At 67.6% G+C, this 23,307-nt stretch carries 22 protein-coding genes; 16 read left to right on the top strand and 6 right to left on the bottom strand.

What is annotated here, in order from left to right; genetic code table 11:
* Window positions 1–22 precede the first annotated feature (22 nt).
* On the top strand, window positions 23–2,581 hold the full coding sequence (locus tag LFT46_RS12705) for a bifunctional lysylphosphatidylglycerol flippase/synthetase MprF (RefSeq protein ID WP_236802890.1): 2,559 nt from the start codon (window positions 23–25) through the stop codon (window positions 2,579–2,581).
* Between the two features lie 156 nt (window positions 2,582–2,737).
* Here LFT46_RS12705 and LFT46_RS12700 read toward each other — a convergent pair whose 3' ends face one another.
* Window positions 2,738–2,941: a cold-shock protein gene (locus LFT46_RS12700; RefSeq protein WP_003804766.1), complete on the bottom strand. Its 204-nt coding sequence runs from the start codon at window positions 2,939–2,941 to the stop codon at window positions 2,738–2,740.
* A gap of 307 nt (window positions 2,942–3,248) precedes the next feature.
* A complete protein-coding gene (gene nucS / locus LFT46_RS12695) occupies window positions 3,249–3,944 on the bottom strand; it encodes an endonuclease NucS (protein WP_142133437.1) in 696 nt (231 codons plus the stop codon).
* Between the two features lie 105 nt (window positions 3,945–4,049).
* On the opposite strand from nucS, the gene LFT46_RS12690 reads away from it, so the two are divergent.
* Both LFT46_RS12690 and LFT46_RS12685 read left to right on the top strand, forming a co-directional pair.
* Window positions 4,050–4,403: an ATP/GTP-binding protein gene (locus tag LFT46_RS12690; RefSeq protein ID WP_236798761.1), complete on the top strand. Its 354-nt coding sequence runs from the start codon at window positions 4,050–4,052 to the stop codon at window positions 4,401–4,403.
* Window positions 4,404–4,449: 46 nt separating this feature from the next.
* Window positions 4,450–5,247 (top strand): alpha/beta hydrolase, encoded by a 798-nt coding sequence (locus tag LFT46_RS12685; protein ID WP_236819955.1) that lies wholly within the window; start codon window positions 4,450–4,452, stop codon window positions 5,245–5,247.
* A gap of 75 nt (window positions 5,248–5,322) precedes the next feature.
* Here LFT46_RS12685 and LFT46_RS12680 read toward each other — a convergent pair whose 3' ends face one another.
* Window positions 5,323–6,642: an AI-2E family transporter gene (locus tag LFT46_RS12680; protein ID WP_373462115.1), complete on the bottom strand. Its 1,320-nt coding sequence runs from the start codon at window positions 6,640–6,642 to the stop codon at window positions 5,323–5,325.
* A 234-nt stretch (window positions 6,643–6,876) separates the two neighbouring features.
* Between LFT46_RS12680 and LFT46_RS12675 the strand changes: the two genes are divergently transcribed.
* The 4 genes from LFT46_RS12675 to LFT46_RS12660 are packed head-to-tail and all read left to right on the top strand — an operon-like array spanning window position 6,877 to window position 11,091.
* Window positions 6,877–8,643 (top strand): hypothetical protein, encoded by a 1,767-nt coding sequence (locus LFT46_RS12675; protein WP_236822039.1) that lies wholly within the window; start codon window positions 6,877–6,879, stop codon window positions 8,641–8,643.
* A 51-nt stretch (window positions 8,644–8,694) separates the two neighbouring features.
* Entirely contained in the window at window positions 8,695–9,687 is a 993-nt protein-coding gene (locus LFT46_RS12670) for a tetratricopeptide repeat protein (RefSeq protein ID WP_236819953.1), read from the top strand.
* Window positions 9,687–10,784, top strand: a complete 1,098-nt coding sequence (locus LFT46_RS12665; RefSeq protein WP_236819945.1) for an NADH:flavin oxidoreductase/NADH oxidase — start codon at window positions 9,687–9,689, stop codon at window positions 10,782–10,784. Before LFT46_RS12670 ends, LFT46_RS12665 begins: the two co-directional genes overlap by 1 nt.
* A 28-nt stretch (window positions 10,785–10,812) precedes the next feature.
* Window positions 10,813–11,091: a DUF3253 domain-containing protein gene (locus tag LFT46_RS12660; protein WP_306967775.1), complete on the top strand. Its 279-nt coding sequence runs from the start codon at window positions 10,813–10,815 to the stop codon at window positions 11,089–11,091.
* A 12-nt stretch (window positions 11,092–11,103) separates the two neighbouring features.
* Here the strand turns inward: LFT46_RS12660 and LFT46_RS12655 are convergent, their stop codons facing one another.
* Window positions 11,104–12,978, bottom strand: coding sequence for a Na+/H+ antiporter (locus LFT46_RS12655; RefSeq protein WP_236819943.1), 1,875 nt, complete (start codon window positions 12,976–12,978; stop codon window positions 11,104–11,106).
* Between the two features lie 50 nt (window positions 12,979–13,028).
* On the opposite strand from LFT46_RS12655, the gene LFT46_RS12650 reads away from it, so the two are divergent.
* The 5 genes from LFT46_RS12650 to LFT46_RS12630 all read left to right on the top strand — a co-directional run bounded on the left by LFT46_RS12650 (window position 13,029) and on the right by LFT46_RS12630 (window position 18,406).
* A complete protein-coding gene (locus tag LFT46_RS12650; RefSeq protein WP_236798755.1) occupies window positions 13,029–13,823 on the top strand; it encodes an ABC transporter ATP-binding protein in 795 nt (264 codons plus the stop codon).
* Complete coding sequence (locus tag LFT46_RS12645) at window positions 13,805–15,376, top strand: transporter (RefSeq protein ID WP_236819941.1); 1,572 nt, start codon at window positions 13,805–13,807, stop codon at window positions 15,374–15,376. Before LFT46_RS12650 ends, LFT46_RS12645 begins: the two co-directional genes overlap by 19 nt.
* Before the next feature lie 19 nt (window positions 15,377–15,395).
* Window positions 15,396–16,175 (top strand): glucosamine-6-phosphate deaminase, encoded by a 780-nt coding sequence (gene nagB / locus LFT46_RS12640; RefSeq protein ID WP_236819939.1) that lies wholly within the window; start codon window positions 15,396–15,398, stop codon window positions 16,173–16,175.
* A gap of 108 nt (window positions 16,176–16,283) precedes the next feature.
* A complete protein-coding gene (locus LFT46_RS12635; RefSeq protein WP_236798752.1) occupies window positions 16,284–16,622 on the top strand; it encodes a DUF3039 domain-containing protein in 339 nt (112 codons plus the stop codon).
* Entirely contained in the window at window positions 16,622–18,406 is a 1,785-nt protein-coding gene (locus LFT46_RS12630) for a DEAD/DEAH box helicase (RefSeq protein WP_236798750.1), read from the top strand. The genes LFT46_RS12635 and LFT46_RS12630 overlap by 1 nt, the downstream gene beginning before the upstream one ends.
* A 4-nt stretch (window positions 18,407–18,410) precedes the next feature.
* Here LFT46_RS12630 and LFT46_RS12625 read toward each other — a convergent pair whose 3' ends face one another.
* Window positions 18,411–19,046, bottom strand: a complete 636-nt coding sequence (locus LFT46_RS12625; RefSeq protein ID WP_236819932.1) for an isochorismatase family protein — start codon at window positions 19,044–19,046, stop codon at window positions 18,411–18,413.
* A 9-nt stretch (window positions 19,047–19,055) separates the two neighbouring features.
* Complete coding sequence (locus LFT46_RS12620; protein ID WP_236819930.1) at window positions 19,056–20,384, bottom strand: nicotinate phosphoribosyltransferase; 1,329 nt, start codon at window positions 20,382–20,384, stop codon at window positions 19,056–19,058.
* A gap of 38 nt (window positions 20,385–20,422) precedes the next feature.
* Here LFT46_RS12620 and clpS point away from each other — a divergent pair, with 38 nt between their 5' ends.
* The 4 genes from clpS (at window position 20,423) to LFT46_RS12600 (ending at window position 23,295) form a co-directional block, all read left to right on the top strand.
* Window positions 20,423–20,806 (top strand): ATP-dependent Clp protease adapter ClpS, encoded by a 384-nt coding sequence (gene clpS / locus LFT46_RS12615; RefSeq protein WP_236798747.1) that lies wholly within the window; start codon window positions 20,423–20,425, stop codon window positions 20,804–20,806.
* Entirely contained in the window at window positions 20,799–21,365 is a 567-nt protein-coding gene (locus LFT46_RS12610) for a DUF2017 domain-containing protein (protein ID WP_236798746.1), read from the top strand. The genes clpS and LFT46_RS12610 overlap by 8 nt, the downstream gene beginning before the upstream one ends.
* Window positions 21,366–21,430: 65 nt before the next feature.
* Window positions 21,431–22,501: a glutamate racemase gene (gene murI, locus LFT46_RS12605; protein WP_373462122.1), complete on the top strand. Its 1,071-nt coding sequence runs from the start codon at window positions 21,431–21,433 to the stop codon at window positions 22,499–22,501.
* The gene (locus tag LFT46_RS12600; RefSeq protein ID WP_236819928.1) at window positions 22,498–23,295 is read left to right on the top strand and encodes an MBL fold metallo-hydrolase; all 798 of its coding nucleotides are present in this window, start codon (window positions 22,498–22,500) and stop codon (window positions 23,293–23,295) included. Before murI ends, LFT46_RS12600 begins: the two co-directional genes overlap by 4 nt.
* The last annotated feature ends 12 nt before the right edge of the window (window positions 23,296–23,307 follow it).

Raw genomic sequence — 23,307 nt, 5'->3', positions numbered from 1 at the left:
ACCCAACCGCACGGCCGCCCTGATGTGGGCCTCCGTCGGACGCCCCGCAGTGCAGCAGGTCCTGCGCACGCTGAAGTCCATGCCGTTCACTCTCGGCGTGGTTGTTGCCTTCCTCGCCACCGCTGCCCTGACCGGAAGCTTCCTGGACGGCCCGCCGGAGCAGCTGCTGGGGCTTGCGTCCGTCAGTGGCCCTGGCCTGCGGGGCGGGCAGTGGTGGTCGCTGTTTACCAGCCTCTTCTTCGCCACCAACCCGCTTGCGTACATCACCGCATCGCTGATGATTGTCCTGCTGCTGGGACTCGCCGAACGAAGGCTGGGCCGCCGGGCCGCCGTAGGACTGTTCTTCGGCGGCCAGTTCGCGGCCGTCACCGTGTTCCTCCTGGTGACCCAGTTGGCGGGATATGTGGGTGACGGCTGGTTGGACACCATGGCCGACGACAACCTGATTGGACCCTACGCCCCGGTGCTGACGGCCGGGCTGGCCGCCAGCGCACGGATCACCCTCCTGTGGCAGCGCCGGCTCCGTACGGTGGTGTTGTCCATCTCGCTGCTCCTGGTTCTCTATGTGGGGCATGCAGAGACCGTCATCGGCCTTATCGGCGCGCTCCTTGGCCTGTTGGCCGGTTGGTGGATCCAGGGGGACCAGGGGCGCCTCCACCGTCACCGGTCCACGGGGCGCGAGACCAGGAACCTGCTGGCCCTCACTGTTGCCGTCTTTGCCGTGGGGCCTATACTGACCGGCATCACGCGGGCGCCCACGGGTCCGCTGGCCCTGCTGCGCGACGTCGTGCTCAGCCCGATGCCCACCCTCAGCCAGCTTGTGTTCAACTGCGGCGCCACGGTGGACGCGTCCTGCCTGGAGACCGGAAGGGCAGGATTTGCCGGGCCGTTCGGTTTGGCCCTGGCGGTGGTGCCGGTCATCCTGCTGCTGATCTGCGCGGACGGCATGCGGCGCGGCCGCCGGCTGGCCCTTAACATCGCCCTGGCCATCCAGTTGGCTGTTACCGCGCTGGCCGCCGTCTACCTTGCCTTGTTCGCCCTTGTCCCGTCCCGCCTGCAGGGCACGCATGCCACGCCGCTGTCCTCGGCCTTCGCGCACGTGCTTCCGCTCGTGGTTGTCCCGCTGCTGCTGGCGGTCGTCCTGTGGCTGAACCGGCGGCAGTTCCGCGTGCAGACGCGGCCAGGCGCCCGGCGCGTGCTCGGTGCGGTGGTCTGCGGAACCTGGCTTGCCCTGGCCAGCTCCTACACGGTGGCCTGGTTCTGGTCCGGGGGACTGGCCCGCGACGGCGGTCTGCTGGGTCTCTTCGCCGAGCTGGCCCGGCAGTACGTTCCGGTGCCCATTCCACAACATTTCCGCCGGGTCTTTCCTGAGCAGGACAGCGCTGAGGCCATGCTGTTCGCCTATTCGGGTCCGGTGTTCTGGCTTGTAGCCCTGGTGGCCGTGTGGTGGGTGCTGGTGGGCCGGCACCACGGCCTCAACTTCGGGCGGCAGGACCGGGACCGCGCCCGGGAGTTGCTCCACCGGGGCGGCGGGCCCTTGTCCTGGATGGCACTCTGGGAGCCCAACACCTACTGGTTCAGCCCGGACGGTGCCGGTGCCATGGCGTTCCAGCAGCATGGGACGGTGGCGCTGACCCTGGGCGGCGCGATCGGTGACCGGGCGGCTGAGCAGCGGGTGACCGAGGGGTTCCTGGATTACTGCCGCAGCCAGGCCCTGGTCCCCGCGCTGTATTCCTGCGACGACACCATGTGGCCGATGCTCAGGGAACGCGGTTTTTCCCGCGTGGCCGTTGCCCAGGAGACCCGGCTGGCGCTGAACGAGCTCGAGTTCAAGGGCAAGGAATGGCAGAACGTCCGGACAGCCCTGAACCGCGCCGCCAAGCTGGGGGTCCACGCGGTCTGGGGCTCCTACCACTCGCTGCCGCCAGCGCTGCGGTCGCGGTTGAACGAAGTGTCCGAGGAGTGGGCGGCCACCAAGTCGGTGCCGGAAATGGGCTTCACGCTTGGGGGAGTGGACGAACTTGATGACGAGGAAGTCCTCTGCTGCTTGGCTGTGGACGGTAACGGCACGGTCCACGGCGTGACAAGCTGGTTGCCCGTGTACGACGGCGGGCGGCTGGTCAGCCGGACATTGGACGTCATGCGCCGGGGCAGCGAGGGATTCCCTGGGGTAATGGAATTCCTGATCGCCTCGGCTGTCCTTGAGCTGCGGGATTCCGTGGACGTTATTTCCCTGTCCGGCTCGCCGCTGGCCAGCCGTCCGGACATCGAGCCCGAGACTGGAGCCGCTGCAGAGGATACGGCCGCGGCTAAGGGCCAGGAGGACGCGGGTGCCACCGACGAGGGAGCGCAGAACCTGGTCAGGATCCTGGATCTGGTAGGCCACGCGCTGGAGCCTGTCTACGGCTTCCGTTCCCTGGCGGCCTTCAAGTCCCGGTTCAAGCCGGAGTACCGGGCGCTCTACCTGTATTACCAGGACCCGCTGCACCTGCCCGCCATCGGCCGGGCGCTGACCCGGGCCTACCTCCCCGGCCTATCCCTGGCGCAGGGCGCCCGGCTGGTCCGTAAATTGGTCACCTGACGCCGGATAGGCTGCCAAAATTGTGCCGCTGTAAAGCACCCCGGGAGAAATCCTGCATTTCGGCTGCGTAATTCCGCACAAACAAAATGGTCCCCGGCGTAAATTGCCGGGGACCATTTGTCGCTGGCGGCCGCGGAAAGCGGCCGGGCGGTTTACTTAGACGACAGTTACGCCGGTGGCCTGGGGGCCCTTGGCACCCTGGCCGATTTCGAACTGAACGCGCTGGTTCTCGTCGAGGGTCTTGAAGCCGCCGGTCTGGATTTCGGAGTAGTGAACGAAGACATCGCCATCGGAGTCGTCCGGGGTGATGAAGCCGAAGCCCTTTTCAGCGTTGAACCACTTAACGGTTCCCTGTGCCATTTATTTCTCCTCATTGTGGAACTTTTTAAGACCGGCACACCTCGTGCCGCCCTTGGTCACTCCGCGAGAAGAATCCTGGATTGCCTTCCCCGGGAGGGGTCCGGCGCTGCAGGAGCTTCGCGCTCGCAACATGTCTTGCGAGCATGAAAAACACCTACACAAAGACTGAGATAAGAATTTCATGCCCATTCCCGCAGGTCAACGGCCCGGACAGCAAAAAAGCGAAAATTTAGGTAAAAAACAGGTGACGAAGAGGCCTGCCCTGAACGCAGCCATTTAGGTGCCTGAAGCAACAAAGGAAAGTCGCTTAGAAGAGCCGCGATTCGCTGTCGTCAACTCCGCGCATGGCGTCGTAATCAAGGGTTACGCAGTCGATCCCGCGGTCGTTGGCCAGCACCTTTGCCTGCGGCTTGATCTGCTGGGCCGCAAAGATGCCCCGCACCGGTGCCAGCAGCGGGTCGCGGTTAAGGAGTTCCAGGTACCTGGTGAGCTGCTCCACGCCGTCGATGTCCCCCCGGCGCTTGAGCTCAATGGCCACCGTGGCGCCGTCAGCGTCCCGGGCCAGGATGTCCACGGGACCAATGGCGGTGAAGTACTCGCGCCTGATCAGCGAGTAGCCCTGGCCCAGCGTTTCGATCTGCTCGGCCAGCAGTCGCTGCAGGTCCGCTTCCACGCCGTCCTTGATCAGCCCGGGGTCTACCCCAAGGTCGTGTGAGGACTCACTGATCTTCTCGTGGATGTTGATGATGAGCCGGTCATCGGTCTTGGCCGACTGCACGGTCCACTGCTCCACCACCCCAAGCTCCAGGTCCACCTCGTCAGGGGACGAAACCCGGAGCGTGGCCGGCGGGCTCATCCAGTTCAACGGCTTGTAGGAACCGCCATCGGAGTGCACCAGCACGGAGCCGTCCGCCTTGACCAGCAGGAGCCGGGTGGCGAGGGGGAGATGGGCTTTGAGCCGGCCAACGTAATCAACGGAGCAATGGGCTATGACAAGTCGCACGCCGTACAGACTATCGCGTGGGCTCCGGCAGGTTATGCCCGACGGCGGGACGCACCTTGGGGGAAGCGGCGCGGGTCAGCGGGCAGGCTGGGGCAGAATGGATACATGCCGCGCTCCAACCGTCCCCGCCGTCCCGTTTCCGGCAGGGCTCCCGTTTCCGGCAAAGGTGCAGGGCGGAAAAGGAACGGGGACGTCCCCGAACTGGACCTGGAGCGTGCGCGGGCCGGAATTGCCCGCCGGGAAAGCGCCCCCGATGGTGAGTGGATGGTGCGGACCATGACTGCCAAAAACGCCGAGAAGACCTACATCTGCCCGGAGTGCTCCACGGCGGTGCTGCCCGGGGTCGCACACCTGGTGGTATGGAAGGACGACCACCTCTTTGGCGCCGCCGCAGGCCTTGCCGAACGCCGGCACTGGCACACCAACTGCTGGCTGACGCGCAGCTACCGCTACCGCTGACCGGCCGGGAACGGCGGATGCCCCCACTGTCGCTAAGCTGGCAGGCATGACTTTTGATCCGGCGTCGTACCAGTTCACCCAGGGCCAGGGCCCCGTTCCCATCCGTGCCTCCACAGTCCTGCCGGCCCGGCGGGAGAACATCGAGCTGCAGACGGAGGACGGCCACACGCTGGTGGGGGAGCTGGCACTGCCTGAATCGGGGCCAGTGAAGGCCACATTAATCACGCTCCACCCGCTGCCGACGCACGGCGGCTTCATGGACTCCCATGTCTACCGCAAGGCCTCGTACCGGCTGCCGGCGCTGGCGGGCATCGCCGTTCTGCGCTTCAACACCCGCGGTACCGCCTCTCCGCGCGGCACCAGCAGCGGCGGCTTCGAGGAAGGAATCGGCGAACGCTATGACGTGGAGGCGGCCGTCCGTTTCGCCGTGGAACGGAATCTGCCCAACCGTTGGCTGGTGGGCTGGTCCTTCGGCACCGAACTTGCGCTGATGTACGGCGCCATCGAGCCCGTGGCGCCCCAGATCGAGGGCGCGGTGCTGCTGTCGCCACCGCTGCACCGCGCAACGGACAAGCACCTGCAGCTGTGGGCGGAATCGGGCAAGCCGCTCACGGTCCTGGTACCGGAGCACGACGACTTCCTGCAGCCGGCGGAGGCCACCGCCCGGTTCAGCGTGGTGCCGCAGGCCCGGGTGGTGGGCGTGGCCGGGGCCAAGCACCTGTGGGTGGGGGAGAAGTATGCTGCCAGGGTCCTGAACGACATCGTGGCGCAGGTCACTCCCGTCCAGGCCGACGCGGAACTGCCGCAGGAGTGGGACGGTCCGACGGCGACTGCCGGGGCCTAGCGGTCAAGCCCCGGGCGCAGCGCCAAAGGCAGGCGCCAAGGGACGGCCCGTTTCAGTGCTGGTCCTGCCGGACCCTCAGTGCTGGTCCTGCCGAACGATGTAAATCTCCCGGAGCAGCAGCAGCACGGCAGCGGCGGTGGGGATGGCGATCAGGGCCCCCAGGACGCCCAGGAGGCTGCCGCCGGCGATCACCGAGATCACGGCCACCGCACCGGGCACGGCAACTGCCTTCTGCATGATGCGCGGTGAGATGAAGTAGGCCTCGAACTGCAGGTAGGCGAAGTAGCAGATGGCGTAGATGGCCGCCACCTGCCAGCCCTCGGTAAGGGACACGAGCGTTACTACAATGCCTGCGATCATCCCGCCAACCAAAGGGATGAATGCCAGCAGGACCACCACGAACGCCAGGAGCAGCGCGAAGGGGACGCCCACGATGGACATCACCACGAAGGCGAAGGTGGCGTTGAGCAGGGCCACGCACGCCTGGCCGATCACGTAGTTTCCCACCGACCGGGTGATTTCCTCCGAGAGGGCGGCCACGCGCTTTCGGCGGGAGCGCGGCGCCAGGCGGTAGCCCCACTTCTTCATGGCCGGCAGCGCTGCCAGGAAGTACAGGCTCAGAACCAGGACGATGAGGGCGCCGAAGAGGCCGTTGGCCACGGTGGACCCGAAGCCCAGCACGCCACCGAAAATACCGCCCATCGCGGCGGGGTCGTTGACGAACTTGTTGACCTCCTCCGTGATGCGGTCGCGCACGCCGAACTGGTCGTCAAGGCTGCGGAAGAAATCCGAGTCCATGAAGTTGCGCATCCAGTCCGGTGCCTGCCGCACGATCTCGGAGACCTGCTCCACGATGGTGGGAATGAGCGTGGCGAAGAATCCGACGACGGCGCCCATCAGGACCGCCACGGAGACCAGGATTCCGGCGGGCCGGGGAATTTTGCGGCTCTCCAGCCAGCCCACCACGGGCTCCAGGCCCAGGGCGATGAACAGCGCCGCCACGATCCACAGCAGCAGCTGCGTGGTGTGGGAGCCGATCCAGTAGACCAGCAGCGCCAGGCCCACGCCCACAGTCCCCATGAAGCCCATGTACAGCGGGTGTTGCGGGGACATGCGCGGACCAGGGTGGCCGAACTGCGGCTCCTCGTCTCCGCCGTGCTCCGTTTCCGGGGCCTGCCCCGTGTATTCGGGTGGCATCTCGAACCGGAGCCTGGGCTGCGCCCCGGGCAGGGGCTGGCGAAGCCGTCGGACCACCTGGCCAAGGGCGGCGGCGGCAGTACCCCTGCGGCGGGCGGTTGCCGCCATGCCCAGGGGAGGCACCGGAGCAGGGACAGGGTCCCTGGGATCCCCGGGATTTGCGGCTGCCGCCGAGGACGGGTCCGTCTTGTCTGTCACTGGTTCTAGGGGCCTGTTCCGTGCGTGGCTCCGCCTTCGCGGGCCGGTGTGATGATCATCGCAAACACTATCAGCAGGCTTGCCACCGCCTGCCTAAGGCGCTGCCCGGGTGCCCACTGGGAAAGGCGGGGAACCGCCTGACAGGGGCCCCTGATAACAGAAAGGTTACTATTGAAGGTAAACCCCCGCTGATGATAGGTGTTTCCCTTGCGTTTAAAGACTGCAGCCGCACTTGTGCTGCTCGGCCTCCTGACACTTTTGGCCGGCATCGGCCAGAGAACCATCTGGGCTCCATCCGAGACGTTTACCGCTTCCGCGCCGGCCGATGCCGCCGCGGCGCCGCTAACGGTCATTGACCAGAAGCTGCGCACCCTGCACGGCGGAACCGTGAAGATCAACATCCAGGGTGACGGCAACTTCATGCTGGCATCGGGCCGCCCCGACGACGTCAATGCCTGGGTCGGCAAGACGGCCCACAACACCATCACCGGGGTTTCCGAGGACGAAAAGTCCCTTCAGGTTGACCACACTGACGGCGATGCTGCCGCCCCCAACCCGGCCGGCTCCGACCTGTGGGTGTCCAGCGAGAACGCGGGCGGCGAGCTTGATTACACCTGGACCCCGCCGGCTGACGGCGAGTGGACCCTCCTGCTGGCCTCTGACGGCACCAAGCCGGCACCCGCCTCCGTGTCCATGACGTTCCCGAACGACACTTCCACGCCTTGGGCGGTGCCGCTGATGGTCCTGGGCAGCCTGCTGATCGTCGCCGGAATCGTCCTGGCGTTGCTCGCCGCGCGCAGGAAGAACGGAGAAGGTGCCGGTGACGGCACCGACGGTGACATCAGCGACGGCGGCAGCAGCAGCTATGCGCGCCGGGCCCGTGCACGCAAAGCCAAGTCGGCGGATGCCGGCTCGCAGAACGAAGGCTCACTGAACCCGGACACATCGAACGCCGGCAACCAAAACCAGGCGCCGTCGTCGTCCTCCTCCAAGGCGACCATGGTGGCAGCGGCTGTTGCTGCCGCCGTGCTGGCTGGTTCCGCCACCGCCGCCCAGGCGGCCACCCCCAGCCCGCAGCCTTCCGGCAGTGCCTCGTCACCGGCCAAGGAAGCATCCGGTCTGCCGGTGCTGCTCGATGCCCAGTTCCGGCGGATCCTGGAGCAGGTCTCCAGCGCCACCGATGCCGGAGACGCAGCCAAGGACGCGGCGAAACTTGCCGGCCGGGTGGGCGGACCTGAACTGGAGATCCGCACGCAGAATTACAAGATCCGCTCGCAGGTCGGCTCCTACGAACCGCGGATGCCGGTGCGCTCCACCAAGCTGCTGACTTACGTGGTCACCAGCGACCGGAACTGGCCGCGTTCGGTGCTGGCCGTGACCCAGGGTGAAGGCAACGTGGTTCCGCAGATCCTGACGCTGGTCCAGAAGTCGCCGCGCGAAAACTACAAGCTGACGGAAACTACGCCCCTCCAGCCGGGCACCACATTCCCCAACATCAGCCGCGGGGGCACTGAGACCCTTGCCGCGTCGGACAAGTCCGGCCTGCTCTACAGCGGCGAGGAAGCGATGTCCGGACTCGCCGACCGGCTTACGTCGGCGGACTCGCCCTTCAAGGACAAGCTCGTCGAGGGCCAGTCCTCGCCGTACATCGCCGACACCCTGTCCTACCAGGCGGAGGTGGTGAAGTCCGGCCAGAACGGCAACTTCTCCTTCACGCACAAGGTGGTTCCGGAGAACACCGTGGTGTTCCGCACCGCTGACGGCGGGGCGCTGGTCCTGGGCCGGATCAACTTCGGCTTCGAAGGCACACCGAAGGCGGCCGGCGACAAGCTCAGCATCGGGGACGACGCCGCTGCCCTGGCCGGCGGCAAGGAAACCACCACGGGAATGGTCCTGAGCTTCGCCGAATCCATGGCGGTCTACGTGCCCCCGGCAGGATCCACGGACCCGATGAAGCTCGTTGCCGCCACCCGCGGCCTGGTCGGCGCCAGCTTCAAGTAGCGCTTGGCTGTATTACCACCGGCAGCGGCCGGAGTGGCTAGAGTGGGAAACATGAGTTCGCCAGCTTCCCGCCCAGTCCCTCCTGCCGCTGCCAACCTGCTTAACCTGCGCGGCGCCGTCGACCTTTCCTCGCTGAAGCGCCCCGCATCCCCATCCGGCCCGGCTCCTTCCGGTCCCGCCGCTGGGGCGGACCAGGGTGCGCAGCCCGGCGGACCCGACGGCGGACCCGAACTCACGGTCAACGTCACTGAAGCGAACTTCCAGCAGCTGGTGGAGTTGTCCGCGCAGGTGCCGGTGGTGTTTGCCCTGTGGGCCGCCTACTCGCCGGAGTCCAGCAGGATGCTTGACACCCTGGACCGCGTGGTGGCCTCCTACGGCGGCCGCCTGGTCCTTGGGGCAGCCGACATCGAAGCCTTCCCGCAGCTTGCCCAGGCCTTCCAGGTGCAGGCCGTTCCCACTGCCGTTGCCGTCCTCAAGGGACAGCCGGTGCCGCTCTTCCAAGGCGCGGCGGATGAGCAGCAGGTGCGCAGCCTCTTCGACGAACTCCTCAAGGTTGCCGCGGCCAACGGGGTCACCGGCAGCCTGGACGCCGGTGCCGCCGGTGCCCAGGAGACTGCGCCGCTGCCGCCCCTGCACCAGGCGGCGTTCGACGCCATCGAGGCCGGCGATTATGCCGCAGCCGCCGAAGCTTATCGCCAGGCCCTGAAGGAAATGCCGTCGGACCATGAAGCCAAGGCCGGGCTGGCGCAGGTGGAGTTGATGGACCGGCTGCAGTCGCTGTCCGCCCGGGACAGGGACGCACTGCGTGGGCTTGCCGCCAATGAGCCGGACAACCTGGACGCGCAGCTTGGCGTGGCGGACCTGGACGTGGCCGGCGGGCACGTGGAGGACGCACTGAACCGCCTGGTGGCCTTCATTGGCAGGAATTTCGGCCCCGAACGCGAGACCGCCCGCGTCCGGCTGCTGGAACTCTTCGACGTGGTGGGCGCCGGTGATGAGCGTGTGGCAAAGGCGCGCCAGGCGCTCGCGCGGGTGCTGTTCTAATGCCGGCCCTGTTCCAGCCGCTGGCCCTGCGGTCCATGGAGCTGCAGCACCGGGGCTGGGTGTCGCCCATGTGCCAGTACAGCTGCGATCCCGACGACGCCCCCGGCGTCCCGCACGACTGGCACCTGGTGCACCTGGGCGGCTTCGCCGTGGGCGGCGCGGCGATGATCCTCACCGAGGCCGCGGCAGTGAACGCCCAGGGCCGCATCAGCCCCCGCGACGCAGGCCTCTACAACGACGAGCAGGCGGCGGCGTGGGAGCGGATCATTTCCTTCGTCCACCGGAACGGTGTGGCCGGCACCAAGATCGGTGTCCAGCTGGCCCACGCCGGCCGGAAGGCCTCCACGTACTGGCCTTTTTCCGGCAAGCACGGCAGCGTTGCGGCGTCCGAGGGCGGCTGGGAAACTGTGGGCCCGTCCACCACTTCCTTTGAGGGCTATGCGGCGCCCGCGGCCATGACCGTGGAGCAGATACAGGGAGTCATCGATGACTTTGCCGCCGCCGCTGTCCGCGCGGTGGATGCCGGTTTTGACACCATGGAGATCCACGGGGCTCACGGCTACCTGCTGCATCAGTTCCAGAGCCCGCTGATCAACCAGCGTGAGGACGAATGGGGCGGGGACGAGGCCGGACGGAACCGGCTGATGTTGTCCGTTGTAGATGCAGTCAGGGCCGTGATTCCGGATTCCATGCCGTTGCTGCTCCGGGTCTCGGCCACCGACTGGGCCCCGGGCGGCGTGGACCAGGCGGCGTCCGTCCGGCTGGCCCGGGAAGCGGCCGCCCGCGGTGTGGACCTGGTGGACGTCTCCAGCGGGGGAGCTGTGGCGCACCAGCAGATCAAGCCGGGGCTGGGCTACCAGACCGGTTTCTCGGCCGCCATCCGGGACGAAGCCGGCGTCGCCACCGGCACCGTGGGGCTGGTGACCACTCCCGGCCAGGCGGAGCACGCCATTGCCACCGGACAGGCCGACGGCGTCTTCATCGCCCGGGCCGCGCTGCGCGATCCGCACTGGTGGCTTCGCGCCGCCTTCGAATTGGGCTACGACCTTCCCTGGCCGCCCCAGTACGAGCGGGCTGTCCCGCGGCGGACGTTCTAAGCCTCGTCTTTTGACCGAGGAGACCGGCCTGGCCGGCAGCAGCAGGCATGATCAGCAAAACCCGGTTGAAGGGCAGCTGGAAGCGAAGATCCTGGAACTCCTGGCGGCAAGGGCGGCAACCTCCACCATCTGCCCGTCCGATGCTGCCAGGGCCGTAGGCGGCGACGACTGGCGCCACCTCATGGAGCCGGCACGGGAGGCTGCCCGGCGCCTGGTGGACGCCGGTCAGGTGCACATCACCCAGGGCGGATCCGTCGTCGATCCCGCCACGGCAAAGGGACCGATCCGCATCCGCAAGGCGCCCTGAGACACCACCCTGTCAGCCCAGCAGCTCGTCCACGTAGCACCAGCGCCAGTCTTCGCCGGGTTCTGCGCTGCGCATGACGGGGTGGCCCGTGTCCTTGAAGTGCCGGCTGGCGTGGCGCCCAGCGGAGGAGTCGCAGCAGCCGACGGTCCCGCAGGCAAGGCACATGCGCAGGTGCACCGGCGAGGTGCCCTCCCGCTCGCACCCGGAACAGGCCGGGTTGTCGGGGACCGGCGCCGGCATGGCAGCCGTCAGGTGGTCGCACACACCGCCCGGCTGGGACAGCCCCTCGCCGCCACCGTCGGCGGCGGAATCGAGCTCATTGAGGGAGGCGTCGAGCATGGACTCCTCCACGTCCAGCCGTTCCAGGACTTCGCTGAGGACCTCATGGGCAAAGTCCCCGCCGCGCCTGAGCTCCAGCACCTTGTCCCGCTCAGCCTCCAGCATCGCCATCCGCAGCTGGGCATAGCGCTGGCTGGGCGTGGCCGCCTCGGCCGTCGGCCTGCCCAGGCGCTCCCAGGCTGCCAACCCGCGTTCCTGCGTCCGGCGCCGCAGCATGTCCATGACCTCCGGCGGGTCGCTCCCGCGCCGCAGCTGCTCCAGCCGCTCCATCCCCGCAGCTGTAGCCAGCTGCATCAGCGAGGCCTGGTTCAGGGCGTCCTCCCGCCGGTCCGGCCCCGGCAGCCCCAGTGCCCGGACCAGGGCCGGCAGCGTGAATCCCTGCAGTACCAGCGTGCCGCCCACCACCACCATGGCCGCCAGGACCAGCACGTTGCGGTGCTGCAGGTCGTCGGGCAGCGTGAGTACCGCGGCCAGGGTGACCACACCCCGCATTCCTGCCCACGACACGATGGCCGGGAACTGCCAGGGCGGCGCCGGGTCCGACCGCCGTACCGAAGGGATCAGGCGGGGCAGGTAGGTCGCGGGGAAGACCCAGACCGGCCGCAGTACCAGCACGGCCAGCAGGACCACCGCGCAGCCGAACCACACGCGGCCCGCTCCGAGCGAATCGTCCTGGACGCTCTCGACGATGGTCCGCACCTGCAGGCCGATGAGCAGGAACACGGAGTTCTCCAGCAGGAACTGGATGGTGTCCCAGTTGCTCCTGGCGCTTTGCCGCGCGGCGCCGTTGGGCATGGACGGCGCCTTGGTGCCCATCACCAGGCCGGTGACGACGACGGCGAGCACACCGGAGGCGTGGATGGCCTCGGCCGGGAGGTATGCAACGAAGGGTGCCATCAGCGATGTGGAGGTGTTGATGGCCACGTTGTGCACCCGTTTTCGGATTTCGGTGAGGACATACGCCACGGCGAGGCCCACCGCCAGGCCGCCGCCCGCGGCCACCACGAACCCGCCGGCCACGTCCAGCGCGGACACCGAGCCCGCGATGGCGGCCACTGCCGCCCGCAGGCACACCAGCGCTGTGGCGTCGTTGACCAGCGATTCGCCTTCCAGGATGTTGACGATCCGGCGCGGCATTCCCACTTTCCGGGCGATGGCGGTGGCCGCCACCGCATCCGGAGGCGCCACCACCGCGCCCAGGGCGAAGGCGGCCGCCAACGGGATCTCCGGAAACAGCCACCACACCACCAACCCCACGCCCAGGGTGCCGAAAATGACGTATCCCACGGACAGCAGCCCAATGGAGCGGCGGTTGGTCTTGAAGTCGAACAGCGACGTGCGGAAGGCGGCCGCGTACAGCAACGGCGGCAGCAGGCCAACCAGCACCAGCTCCGGGTTTAGCACAACCGGCGGAATGAGCGGCAGGAACGATCCCGCCACCCCGGCCAGGACCAACACCAGGGGAACCGGGATATTCAGTTTGCGGCCCAAGGCACTGCCGGCGCACACCACGGCAACGATCACCAGCAAACCCAACGCGATGTCCATTCCGTAAGTCTCGCACCCCGCGGAGCTGGCCCGCGGACTAGGCTGGCACCATGACTGCTCCGACACCTGGCCCGGCGCCGAGTTCCGGCCCAACGGCGGCCCTTTCCCTCCGTGGGCTGGCCAAACGGTTCGGCGGGAAAATCGCGGTGGACGGCATCAGCCTGGAGGTGCCTGCCGGTTCGTTTTTCGGCATCGTCGGACCCAACGGTGCAGGCAAGACCACCACGCTTTCCATGGCGACGGGCCTCCTGCGTCCGGACTTCGGCACCGCCGTGGTGCACGGCGTGGACGTGTGGCAGCACCCGCTGGAAGCCAAACGGCTCATGGGCATCCTGCCTGACGGCGTCCGCCTGTTCGACCGGCTCAGCGGAGAGCAGCTGATCACGTATGCCGGGCTGCTGCGGGGCATGGACAAGGCGGTGGTGGCGGCCCGGGTGGGCGAGCTGCTGGCAGCCATGGACCTTACCCAGGATGCCGGCACGCTGGTGGTGGACTACTCCGCAGGCATGACCAAGAAGATTGCCCTGGCGTCGGCCCTGATCCATGCGCCGCGGCTCCTGGTGCTGGACGAGCCCTTCGAAGCCGTCGATCCGGTATCGGCCGCGAACATCCGCTCCATCCTGGACCGGTATGTGGCCTCCGGCGGAACCGTCATTGTCTCCAGCCACGTGATGGACCTGGTGCAGCGCATGTGCGACCACGTCGCGGTGGTAGCCCGGGGCAGGCTCCTGGCCGCAGGAACCGTTGACGAAGTGCGCGCCGGCATGTCCCTTGAGGACCGGTTCGTGCAGCTGGTCGGCGGACACAGCCACACGGAGGGGCTGGAATGGTTGCGCACCTTCTGAGGCTCAAGCTCACGCTGCTGCGCAACGGACTGCGCCGCAGCCCCTGGCAGCTGGTGGGCATGGCCATCGCCGGGCTCTACGCGCTGGGAGTCGTGGCAACGCTGGTCCTTGCCCTGATCCTGCTCCGGGGCGCCGGACCAGCGACCGCCCATACGGCGGTGGTCCTGGGCGGTTCCGCAGCGGTGCTGGGCTGGGGTGTGGTTCCGGTGGTGGCCTCGGCCACGGACATGACCCTCGACCCGGCCCGCTTCACCACCTTCGCCATACCCATGAAGCAGCTGCTCGCCGGCCTGGCGCTTGGCGGGCTGATTGGCATCCCCGGCCTGGCCACCGCGGTCGTGGCCTTGTCCACCGTGGTCACCTGGTCCCGCGGGGTGCTGCCCGCGCTCGCAGCCCTGCTCGGCGCATGCCTTGGCGTCATGACCTGCGTGGTCCTCGCCAAGGTGGTGACCACAGCTACGGCAAGCCTGGCTGCTTCCCGCCGGTTCAAGGACATCAGCGCCATCGCGTTCATGGTGCCCCTGGTCCTGCTGGGCCCCATCGTGGCCGGCGTCGGGCGCGGCATCTCCGCATCCACGGGGTTCCTGCCGGAGTTCGCCCGGACCCTGTCCTGGACGCCGCTGGGCGCCCCGTGGGCGCTCGGCGGTGATATTGCGTCGGCCCGGCCCGCTGAGGCCGGGGTGAAACTGCTGCTTTCGGTGGCTGTCCTGGGTGCCCTCGCCTGGTGCTGGAAGCTGCTGCTTGAGCGCGCCCTGGTCACCCCGCCCTATGCCGGTGCAGGGAAGCGCAGGAGCGGCAGGCTGGGGCTGTTCGGTGTGCTGCCTGCCACCCCTGCCGGTGCCGTGATGGCAAGGTCGCTCACCTACTGGTTCCGGGACCCGCGCTACTCAGGTTCCCTGGTGGTAATCCCGCTGCTTCCCGTGGTGCTGGCGTTCCAAGGGACACAAACCGGAAGCTACGGCAGCCTGGCCTTCCTGGCGCCGCTGGCCGCCTTCATCCTGGCCTGGTCAATCTCAGCCGACGTCTCCTACGACAACACCGCTTTCGCGCTGCACCTGGCCACTGGCGTCCGCGGCGTGGCCGACAGGCTGGGCAGGGCATTGGCGTGCCTGGCGTTCGCCCTGCCGGTGGTGTTGGTGTTCTCGGTGGGCTACGCGGCGTTCACCGGCAATTGGGCGGCGTTGCCCGGGCAGCTGGGGCTCAGCCTGGGCATCCTCTTCACCGGCCTGGGCCTGTCCTCGGTGGTCTCTGCCCGTTATGCAGTCATCGTCCCGCTGCCCGGGGACAGCCCGTTCAAGAAGCCTCCCGGAAACGTGGGGCAGACCATGGCCGTGCAGTTCGTCGGCATGCTGGTCCTGATCGTTTTGGTCCTGCCCGAGGCCGCGCTGCTGGTGGCAAACGCTGTGACCGGGAACATCCTGTTCGGCTGGCTCACCCTGGCGGCAGGCATCGTCCTGGGCCTGGTCCTCTTCCTGGCCGGTGTCCGGCTGGGCGGCAAGTGGCTGGACGCGCGCGGACCCGAGCTTCTGGCACAAGTCACCGTCAACCGCTGACTTCAAGGAAAGGAACACCATGGAGATTGTGATCCTTGGCGGCAGCAGGCAGATCGGAAAGCTCGCTGCCGACGCCATTGAACAGCTGATCCGGAGAAAACCCGACGCTGTCCTGGGCCTGGCCACGGGCTCGTCACCGCTGCCCGTCTACAACGAGCTCGCGGCGCGGCATGACCAGGGCCTGGACTTCAGCAGGGCCTCGGCATATGCGCTGGACGAGTACGTGGGCCTGCCCGCCGGCCACCCCGAGTCCTACCGCGAGGTGGTCCGCCGGGAATTCACCAACCGGGTGAATATCGCGCCGGAGAACGTCCATGGCCCCGACGGAACCGCGGCCGACATCCCCGCTGCCTGCGAAGCCTATGAACAGGCCATCATCGCGGCAGGCGGAGTGGACCTGCAGTTGCTCGGCGTGGGCACCGACGGGCACATCGGCTTCAACGAACCGGCCTCTTCCTTCGCCTCCCGGACGCGGATCAAAAGCCTGATCGAGCAGACACGCCGGGACAACGCCCGGTTCTTCAACAGCCTTGCCGAAGTGCCCCACCACGTCATCACCCAGGGCCTGGCCACCATCATGGCGGCGCGCCACGTGGTCCTCGTGGCCACCGGCGCGCAGAAGGCCCAGGCCGTCCGCGACTTCGTGGAGGGGCCGGTGGCTGCCATCTGCCCGGCATCCGTGCTCCAGTTCCATCCGCATGCCACGGTCCTGTTGGACGAAGCCGCTGCCTCGGCCTTGAAACTGGCGGATTTCTACCGCCACACCTACGAAAACAAGCCCGCCTGGCAGGGACTGTAGCAACGCCTGCGGGTGCGCCGCCAGGGAGCAAAAAGTACGGCGGCGGCCGGTGCCGGACCCCGCTGCGGGCGTGCCGCCGTCGAACGTCCGGCCGACGGAACGGCTAAGATGGATGGCATGACTAGCATGACGGACCCTCTCGAAAACGACCCGATGCGCGAGCTTTCCGGGGCTGGAACGTCCACGGCCACCATTGAGCGCGAGGAACTGCGCCAGGAAGTGGAGCCGGGCGACCGGGAGCGCTTCGCACACTATGTGCGGAAGGAAAAGATCATGGAGTCCGCCATGACCGGGGAACCTGTCATTGCGCTGTGCGGCAAGGTTTGGACCCCGGGCCGGGACCCGAAGAAGTTCCCGGTCTGCCCCGAGTGCAAGGAAGTCTATGAAGGCCTCCGGCCGGGCAACGACGGCGGAAAGGGTCCGGGCGGCTCGGGCAACGACAAGTAGTGACGGAGACGCTCTTTGGCGGCCCCACCCTGCCTCCGGCCTACCCGGAACGTGCAGCCTGGGGAACCGCCCCGAAACTCCGTGCCTGGCAGCAGGAAGCCCTCGATGTCTACCTGAAGAACAGTCCCCGAGACTTCCTCGCGGTGGCAACCCCCGGTGCCGGTAAAACCACCTTTGCGCTGCGGATCGCTTCCACCCTGATCGATTCGGGTGCCGTGAACCGCGTGACCATCGTTGCGCCCACGGACCACCTGAAGCGCCAGTGGGCCGACGCGGCCGCCAAGGTGGGTATCGCCATCGACCCCAACTTCAAGAACTCCGACGGCCAGCACGGCCGTGGCTTCATCGGCGTCGCCGTCACCTATGCCCAGGTAGCCAGCAAGCCAATGCTGCACCGCGCCAAGACAGAGGCTGCCCGCACCCTGGTGATCCTGGACGAGATCCACCATGGCGGCGAAGCTCTGTCCTGGGGTGACGGACTGCGCGAAGCGTTCGATCCCGCCGTGCGCCGGCTGTCCCTGACCGGTACGCCGTTCCGCTCGGACACCTCGCCCATCCCGTTCGTGGAGTATGCGGAGGACCGGGACGGCATCCGGCGCTCCAAGGCCGACTACACCTATGGTTACGGCAACGCCCTCCGGGACCACGTGGTGCGTCCTGTGATGTTCATGGCCTACTCGGGCCAGATGCGCTGGCGCACCAGCGCCGGCGAGGAGATGGCGGCGTCGCTTGGCGAGGCGGCGGTAACCAAGGACATCACGTCCCATGCCTGGCGGACGGCGCTGAACCCCGCGGGGGAGTGGATTCCCGCCGTCCTGGCCGGCGCCGACAAACGGCTCAGCGAGGTACGACGTACCGTGCCCGACGCCGGCGGCCTGGTCATCGCCACCGACCACGAGGACGCCCGCGCCTATGCCGGGCAGCTGAAAAGGATCACCGGCGAATCACCCACCGTCATCCTCTCCGACGACGCCAAGGCGTCCAGCAAGATCGAGGAATTTTCCGCCGGCGACAAGCGCTGGATGGTGGCCGTGCGCATGGTGTCCGAAGGCGTTGATGTGCCCCGGCTCTCTGTCGGTGTTTACGCCACCTCGACGTCCACTCCGCTGTTCTTCGCCCAGGCCGTGGGCCGCTTCGTGCGTGCCCGCAAAAGGGGCGAGACGGCGTCGGTCTTCCTGCCTTCTGTCCCGCAGCTTATGGCGCTGGCCAACTCCATGGAGATGGAGCGGGACCACGCGCTGGACCGGCCGGAAAAGGAGGACGGCGACGGCCTGTTCAACCCGGAAGATTCGCTGATGGACGAGGCCAACCGGGAGGAGAAGGCCTCGGACAGCCTGACCAAGGGCAAGTTCGAGGCGCTCGACTCGCAGGCCTCCTTTGACCGGGTCCTGTTCGACGGCGGCGAGTTTGGCACCGGCGGCGAGGTGGGGTCCGACGACGAGATGGACTTCCTGGGCATCCCGGGGCTCCTGGACGCGGAGCAGGTGGGGATGCTCCTGCGCCAACGCCAGCACGAGCAGTTGAACCGGAGGAACCGGAAGGCTCCTGCCGCGGCCGCCGAGAGTTCGGTGCCGGCCGTGCCTGACCACAGGATGCTGATGGACCTGCGCAACGAGTTGGCCAAGAACGTGGCCGCCTGGTCTGCCCGGACCGGAACGCCACACGGCGTGGTGCATACCAAGCTACGGACCGTTTGCGGCGGCCCTCCCGTGGCCCAGGCCAACGAGGAACAGCTGAAGTCCCGGCTGCGCAAGCTTCAGGACTGGTTCGTGGGCCGCAAGTAGCGGCTCAGGCGATATCGGCCCCGCCGAGTTCCAGTTCGGCAACGGTGTCCTCCAGGTCCTCGGCGATGCCGGCGGTCAGCGACCGCACCACCGTGACGCCGTAGCCTGCCTGGACGGCGTCAAGGGCGGTGGCCTTGACGCAGTAGTCGGTGGCGATGCCAACCACCACCAGGTCCTCCACGTCGTGGCTCTGGAGCCAGTCATCAAGGCCGACGGCGTCGTCATCCGGCTCCAGCGACTCCGCGTCCATGTCAGCGGCGCCACCGGCCTTGCGCTCCCCGGTGGGGACGGCGTCTTCCGGAGCCAGCAGGCCCTCGAATCCTGAGTAGGCGGCAGCGAACTGGCCTTTCCGGAAGTACGCGTCCACATATTCGGTGTCCAGGTCCGGGTGGAGCTCCGCTCCGCGGCTGCCTGCCACGCAGTGCCGTGGCCAGCTGTCCTTGTAGTCCGGCGTCTCCGAGAAGTGGCTGCCGGGATCAATGTGCCAGTCCTGGGTGGCCACCACATAGTCGAATTCCCTGTGGTGGGAGTCCAGGTACTCGCTGATGGCCCCGGCGACGGCCGCCCCACCCGGAACAGCGAGCGAGCCACCCTCGCAGAAATCGTTCTGGACATCCACGATGATCAAAGCGCGGGCCATCAGTGCTCCTCAGTTGTCTTCATAGAGAGTGGGAATTGCGGCTTCGCCGCGCTGCAGGCGGTTGACCACGGGCGGCAGTTCCGCCATGGAGTCCTCATGGCGCTGCCGCGCGCGGAGCACGCCCTCGTGCCCGGTCCAGCCCGGAATCAGCTCGCCATTTTTCATGAACTGCTGCAGCAGTGGACGGTCGTTGCCGTCGTCCTCCGGGCGGTGGCCCACGCCCACCACCTCGGTGGTGGCCCTGCCGCGTTCGTCCAACTTCCGCAGTGCGTACTTGCGCCCGCCCACGCTTGCCTTGTTCTTGGCCGCTTTGGCCACGGACACGAAGTTGCCGTCATCGTCCGTGCGGCTGACAAGTTTGTAGACCATGCTGGCCGTGGGGGCGCCCGAACCGGTCACCAGCGAGGTGCCTACCCCATAGGAGTCCACGGGGGCTGACTGCAGCGCCGCGATGGCGTACTCATCCAGGTCGGAGGTGACCACGATCTTGGTGTGCTCGTTGCCGAGGTCGTCCAGCAGTCGGCGCACCCATTGCGCCTGGGCCACCAGGTCGCCCGAGTCCAGCCGGACGGCGCCCAGCCGCGGCCCTGCCAGGTCAACGGCCGTGCGGACTGCCTTTTCGACGTCGTACGTGTCCACCAGGAGGGACGTTCCCTCGCCCAGCGAGGCAATCTGGGCCTCGAACGCCTCCCGCTCGGTATCGTGCAGCAGGGTGAAGGAGTGGGCGGCGGTGCCCACGGTCTTCACGCCGTAGCGGATGCCCGCCTCAAGGTTGGAGGTGCTGTCAAAGCCCGCGATGATGGCGGCCCGCGCCGATGCGGTGGCGGCTTCCTCATGGGTGCGCCGTGAACCCATTTCGATGCAGGGCCGGCCACCCGCCGCGCTCACCATCCGCGAAGCGGCGGAGGCGATGGCGGTGTCGTGGTTGAGTACGGACAGCAGGTAGGTCTCCAGCATGCAGGCCTCCGCGAATGACGCCTCCACGATCAGGATGGGGGAGTTGGGGAAGTACGCGTCGCCTTCGGCATAGCCCCAGATGTCGCCGGAGAATTTGTAGTTGGCCAGGTAGTCCAGCGTCTCCCGGTTGACCACGTGCGTACGCTCCAGGAATTCCAGTTCGGCCTCGCCGAACCGGAAGTTGGCGATGCCCTCCAGGAGCCGCCCGGTGCCGGCGACGATGCCGTAGCGCCGGCCGTCGGGCAGCCGCCGCGCGAAAGCCTCGAACACGGACCTGCGGTGCGCGGCCCCCGAGTGGAGGGCTGCCTGCAGCATGGTCAGCTCATAGTGGTCGGTGTAAAAGGACGTGCGGGGATGGTCCCAGCCGGCTGAGGTGCTCACGAAAGTCACTCTAGTAGCCAGCCCCATAGAATGGACAGATGACCATAAGCGTTGCGCCCGGCCCTGATACACAGGAGGGCATCCGGACCGGCACAGCAGAGTCCACCGACTCCCTGACCGCGCCGGACATCCCCTGGAACCTGGTGATCTGGAACGATCCCGTCAATCTCATGAGCTACGTCAGCTACGTGTTCCAAAGCTACTTTGGCTACTCGGAGACCAAGGCGAACAAGCTGATGATGGAGGTCCACAAGAAGGGCAGGTCCATCGTCGCCTCGGGCAGCAAGGAACAGGTGGAGCGCCACGCCGTGGCCATGCACGGGTTTGGGCTTTGGGCCACGGTGGAAAAGGCCAGCGGAGGCTCCGGCGGCAACTCGGGCAGGTCCGGCGGTTCGGGCCAGGGTAAGGGGAAGCGTGGCTAAGGCATTCAAGTACGGACTCAAAGGCATCACCGGTTACCTGGAACCGGCCGAACGGGACCTGCTGCGCAGCCTGATTGACGATGTCATTTCCATGCTCCAGCCGGAGGACCGTGCCGGGCAGGACCCGCTGGCGGCCCTGATCGGACTCGACATGGACGTCGCGGAGCCCACCGACCGTGCCGTCAAGCGGCTGCTGCCCAACGTGGTGAAGGACGACGGCGGTGCGTCCCTTGAGTTCCGCCAGCTCACCGAGCGTTCACTGCGGGAAACAAAGATCGGGGCGCTGCGTGCGGCGGCGCTGGACCTGGACAAGGACGAGATCGTGCTGACGCCCGAGGGCGCAAGGCACTGGTCCATGGCGCTGAATGACGTCCGCCTTGTGCTGGCAGAGCGGCTGGATATCAGGGATGAGGCCGACGCCGAGCACGTCCACCGCATGCAGGACTGGTCCCAGGCCGAGGACGTGGAGAGCTACCTGGCGCTGGTGTACAACTTCACCACCTGGCTGCAGGAGTCCCTGGTCCAGGCCATGCTGCAATCGATGGAATCCCGCCGGTGAGCGACGGCGGCCAGGGGGAGGCCGTCCTTGTGACAGAGCAGACACGAGTCGCTGGACACAAGATGATGACTGACGCTTCCGGCACCGCCTATCCTCGAATAACCATGACAACAGCCTCGAGCGCGGACCCGTCGGCGGAAACACAGCCCGCGGCCGCCGCAAGTGACCTGCCGGCCGCCGCCCCCGAAGCCCGGCCCATCGGCGTCTTCGATTCCGGCGTTGGCGGCCTCACCGTGGCGCGCTCCATCATCGACCAGCTTCCAAACGAGTCGATCCTCTACGTGGGGGACACTGCGCACGGCCCTTACGGGCCGCTGCCCATCGCAGAGGTGCGGGCCAACGCCCTGGGTGTGATGGACGAACTCGTGGACTCCGGCGTCAAGTTGCTCACCATCGCCTGCAACTCGGCGTCGGCCGCTGTCCTGCGGGATGCCCGTGAGCGGTACACCGCCAAGTACGGCATTCCGGTCATCGAGGTCATCCAGCCCGCGGTGCGGCGCGCCGTTGCCGCCACCCGCAGCGGGAAAGTCGGCGTGATCGGAACCTCCGCAACTGTCGGCTCGCGGGCGTACGAGGACACCTTCGCAGCAGCTCCGGACCTGGACATCACCTCGGTGGCCTGCCCCGAGTTCGTCAGCTACGTGGAAGCCGGCATCACCACAGGACCGGCGCTGCTCGCCGTTGCGGAGGAATACCTGGCGCCGCTGAAGGCGGCCGGCGTGGACACCGTGGTGCTGGGTTGCACGCACTACCCCCTGCTGACAGGCGTTATCTCCTTCGTCATGGGCGCCGACGTCACCCTCGTCTCCAGCGCAGAGGAAACCGCCAAGGACGTCTACCGCGCCCTGGCCACCCACAACCTGCAGCGGACCTCTGATACCCCTCCCGAGCACCACTTCGTGGCCACCGGCGACGCCGGGCAGTTCGAGGCGCTCGCCCGGCGGTTCCTGGGCCCGGAGGTGCTGTCCGTACGCCACGTGGACCACGTCGCGGCGCAGTACCCCACCGGCAGCCTGGCCCGCATCACCCCGGAGATGATCGCCGCCGCGCAAAGCGCACGGAACCGGCCCAGGATCTCCAACTTCGTAGGCGGCGGATTTGCCAACGCGCGGCGCACCGGAGGTCCCGGCCTGTGAAGCTGACCATCGTGGGATGCACGGGCTCGTTCCCCGGGCCCGGCTCCCCGGCGTCGTGCTACCTCCTGACCGCCACCGACGGCGACCGGACCTGGAAGGTGGTGATGGACCTCGGCAGCGGTGCGCTGGGGGCGATCCAGCGCTACACGGACCTGGAGGACATCGACGCGATCTTCCTCACCCATTTGCACCCGGACCACTGCATGGACCTCTGCGGGCTGCACGTGGCCATCCGCTGGAAGCCCGGAGGCTGGGGCCGCGGCCGGATCCCCGTCTGGGGCCCCGCCGCCACGGCAGACCGGATGGCCACCGCCTACGGGCTTGAGCTGGACCCGGGCATGCACGAAGAGTTCGACTTCACCAACTGGACCGAACGCGAACCGGTGACCGTGGGCCCCTTCACCGTCACCCCATTCTCCGTCAACCATCCCATCGAGGAGGCCTACGCCCTCCGGGTGGAAGTGGTTGAACCCGGCAAGGACGGCACCCCGGTGTCCCGCGTCCTGACCTATTCCGGCGATACCGATTCCTGCGCGGGGCTTGAGGAAGCTGCCAAGGACGCAGACCTGTTCCTGTGCGAGGCAGCCTTCGAAGAGGGCCGGGACGACGGCATCAACGACGTCCACCTCACCGGCAAGCGGGCCGGCGAGGCGGCAGCAGCTGCCGGTGCGCGGCGGCTCCTGCTGACCCACATCCCGGTATGGACGTCGCAGACCACCGTCATGGCTGAAGCCCGCCCGGTGTTCCCGGGCGACGTTGCCGTCGCCGTGGCGGGCGTGCACTACACCATCTAGCTGCACCTGCCG

The sequence above is a fragment of the Arthrobacter sp. FW306-07-I genome, from assembly GCF_021800405.1.
Classification (GTDB): Bacteria; Actinomycetota; Actinomycetes; order Actinomycetales; family Micrococcaceae; genus Arthrobacter.
Note: the sequence above shows the minus strand (reverse complement) of the source record. Positions and strands in the feature narration are given on the sequence as shown.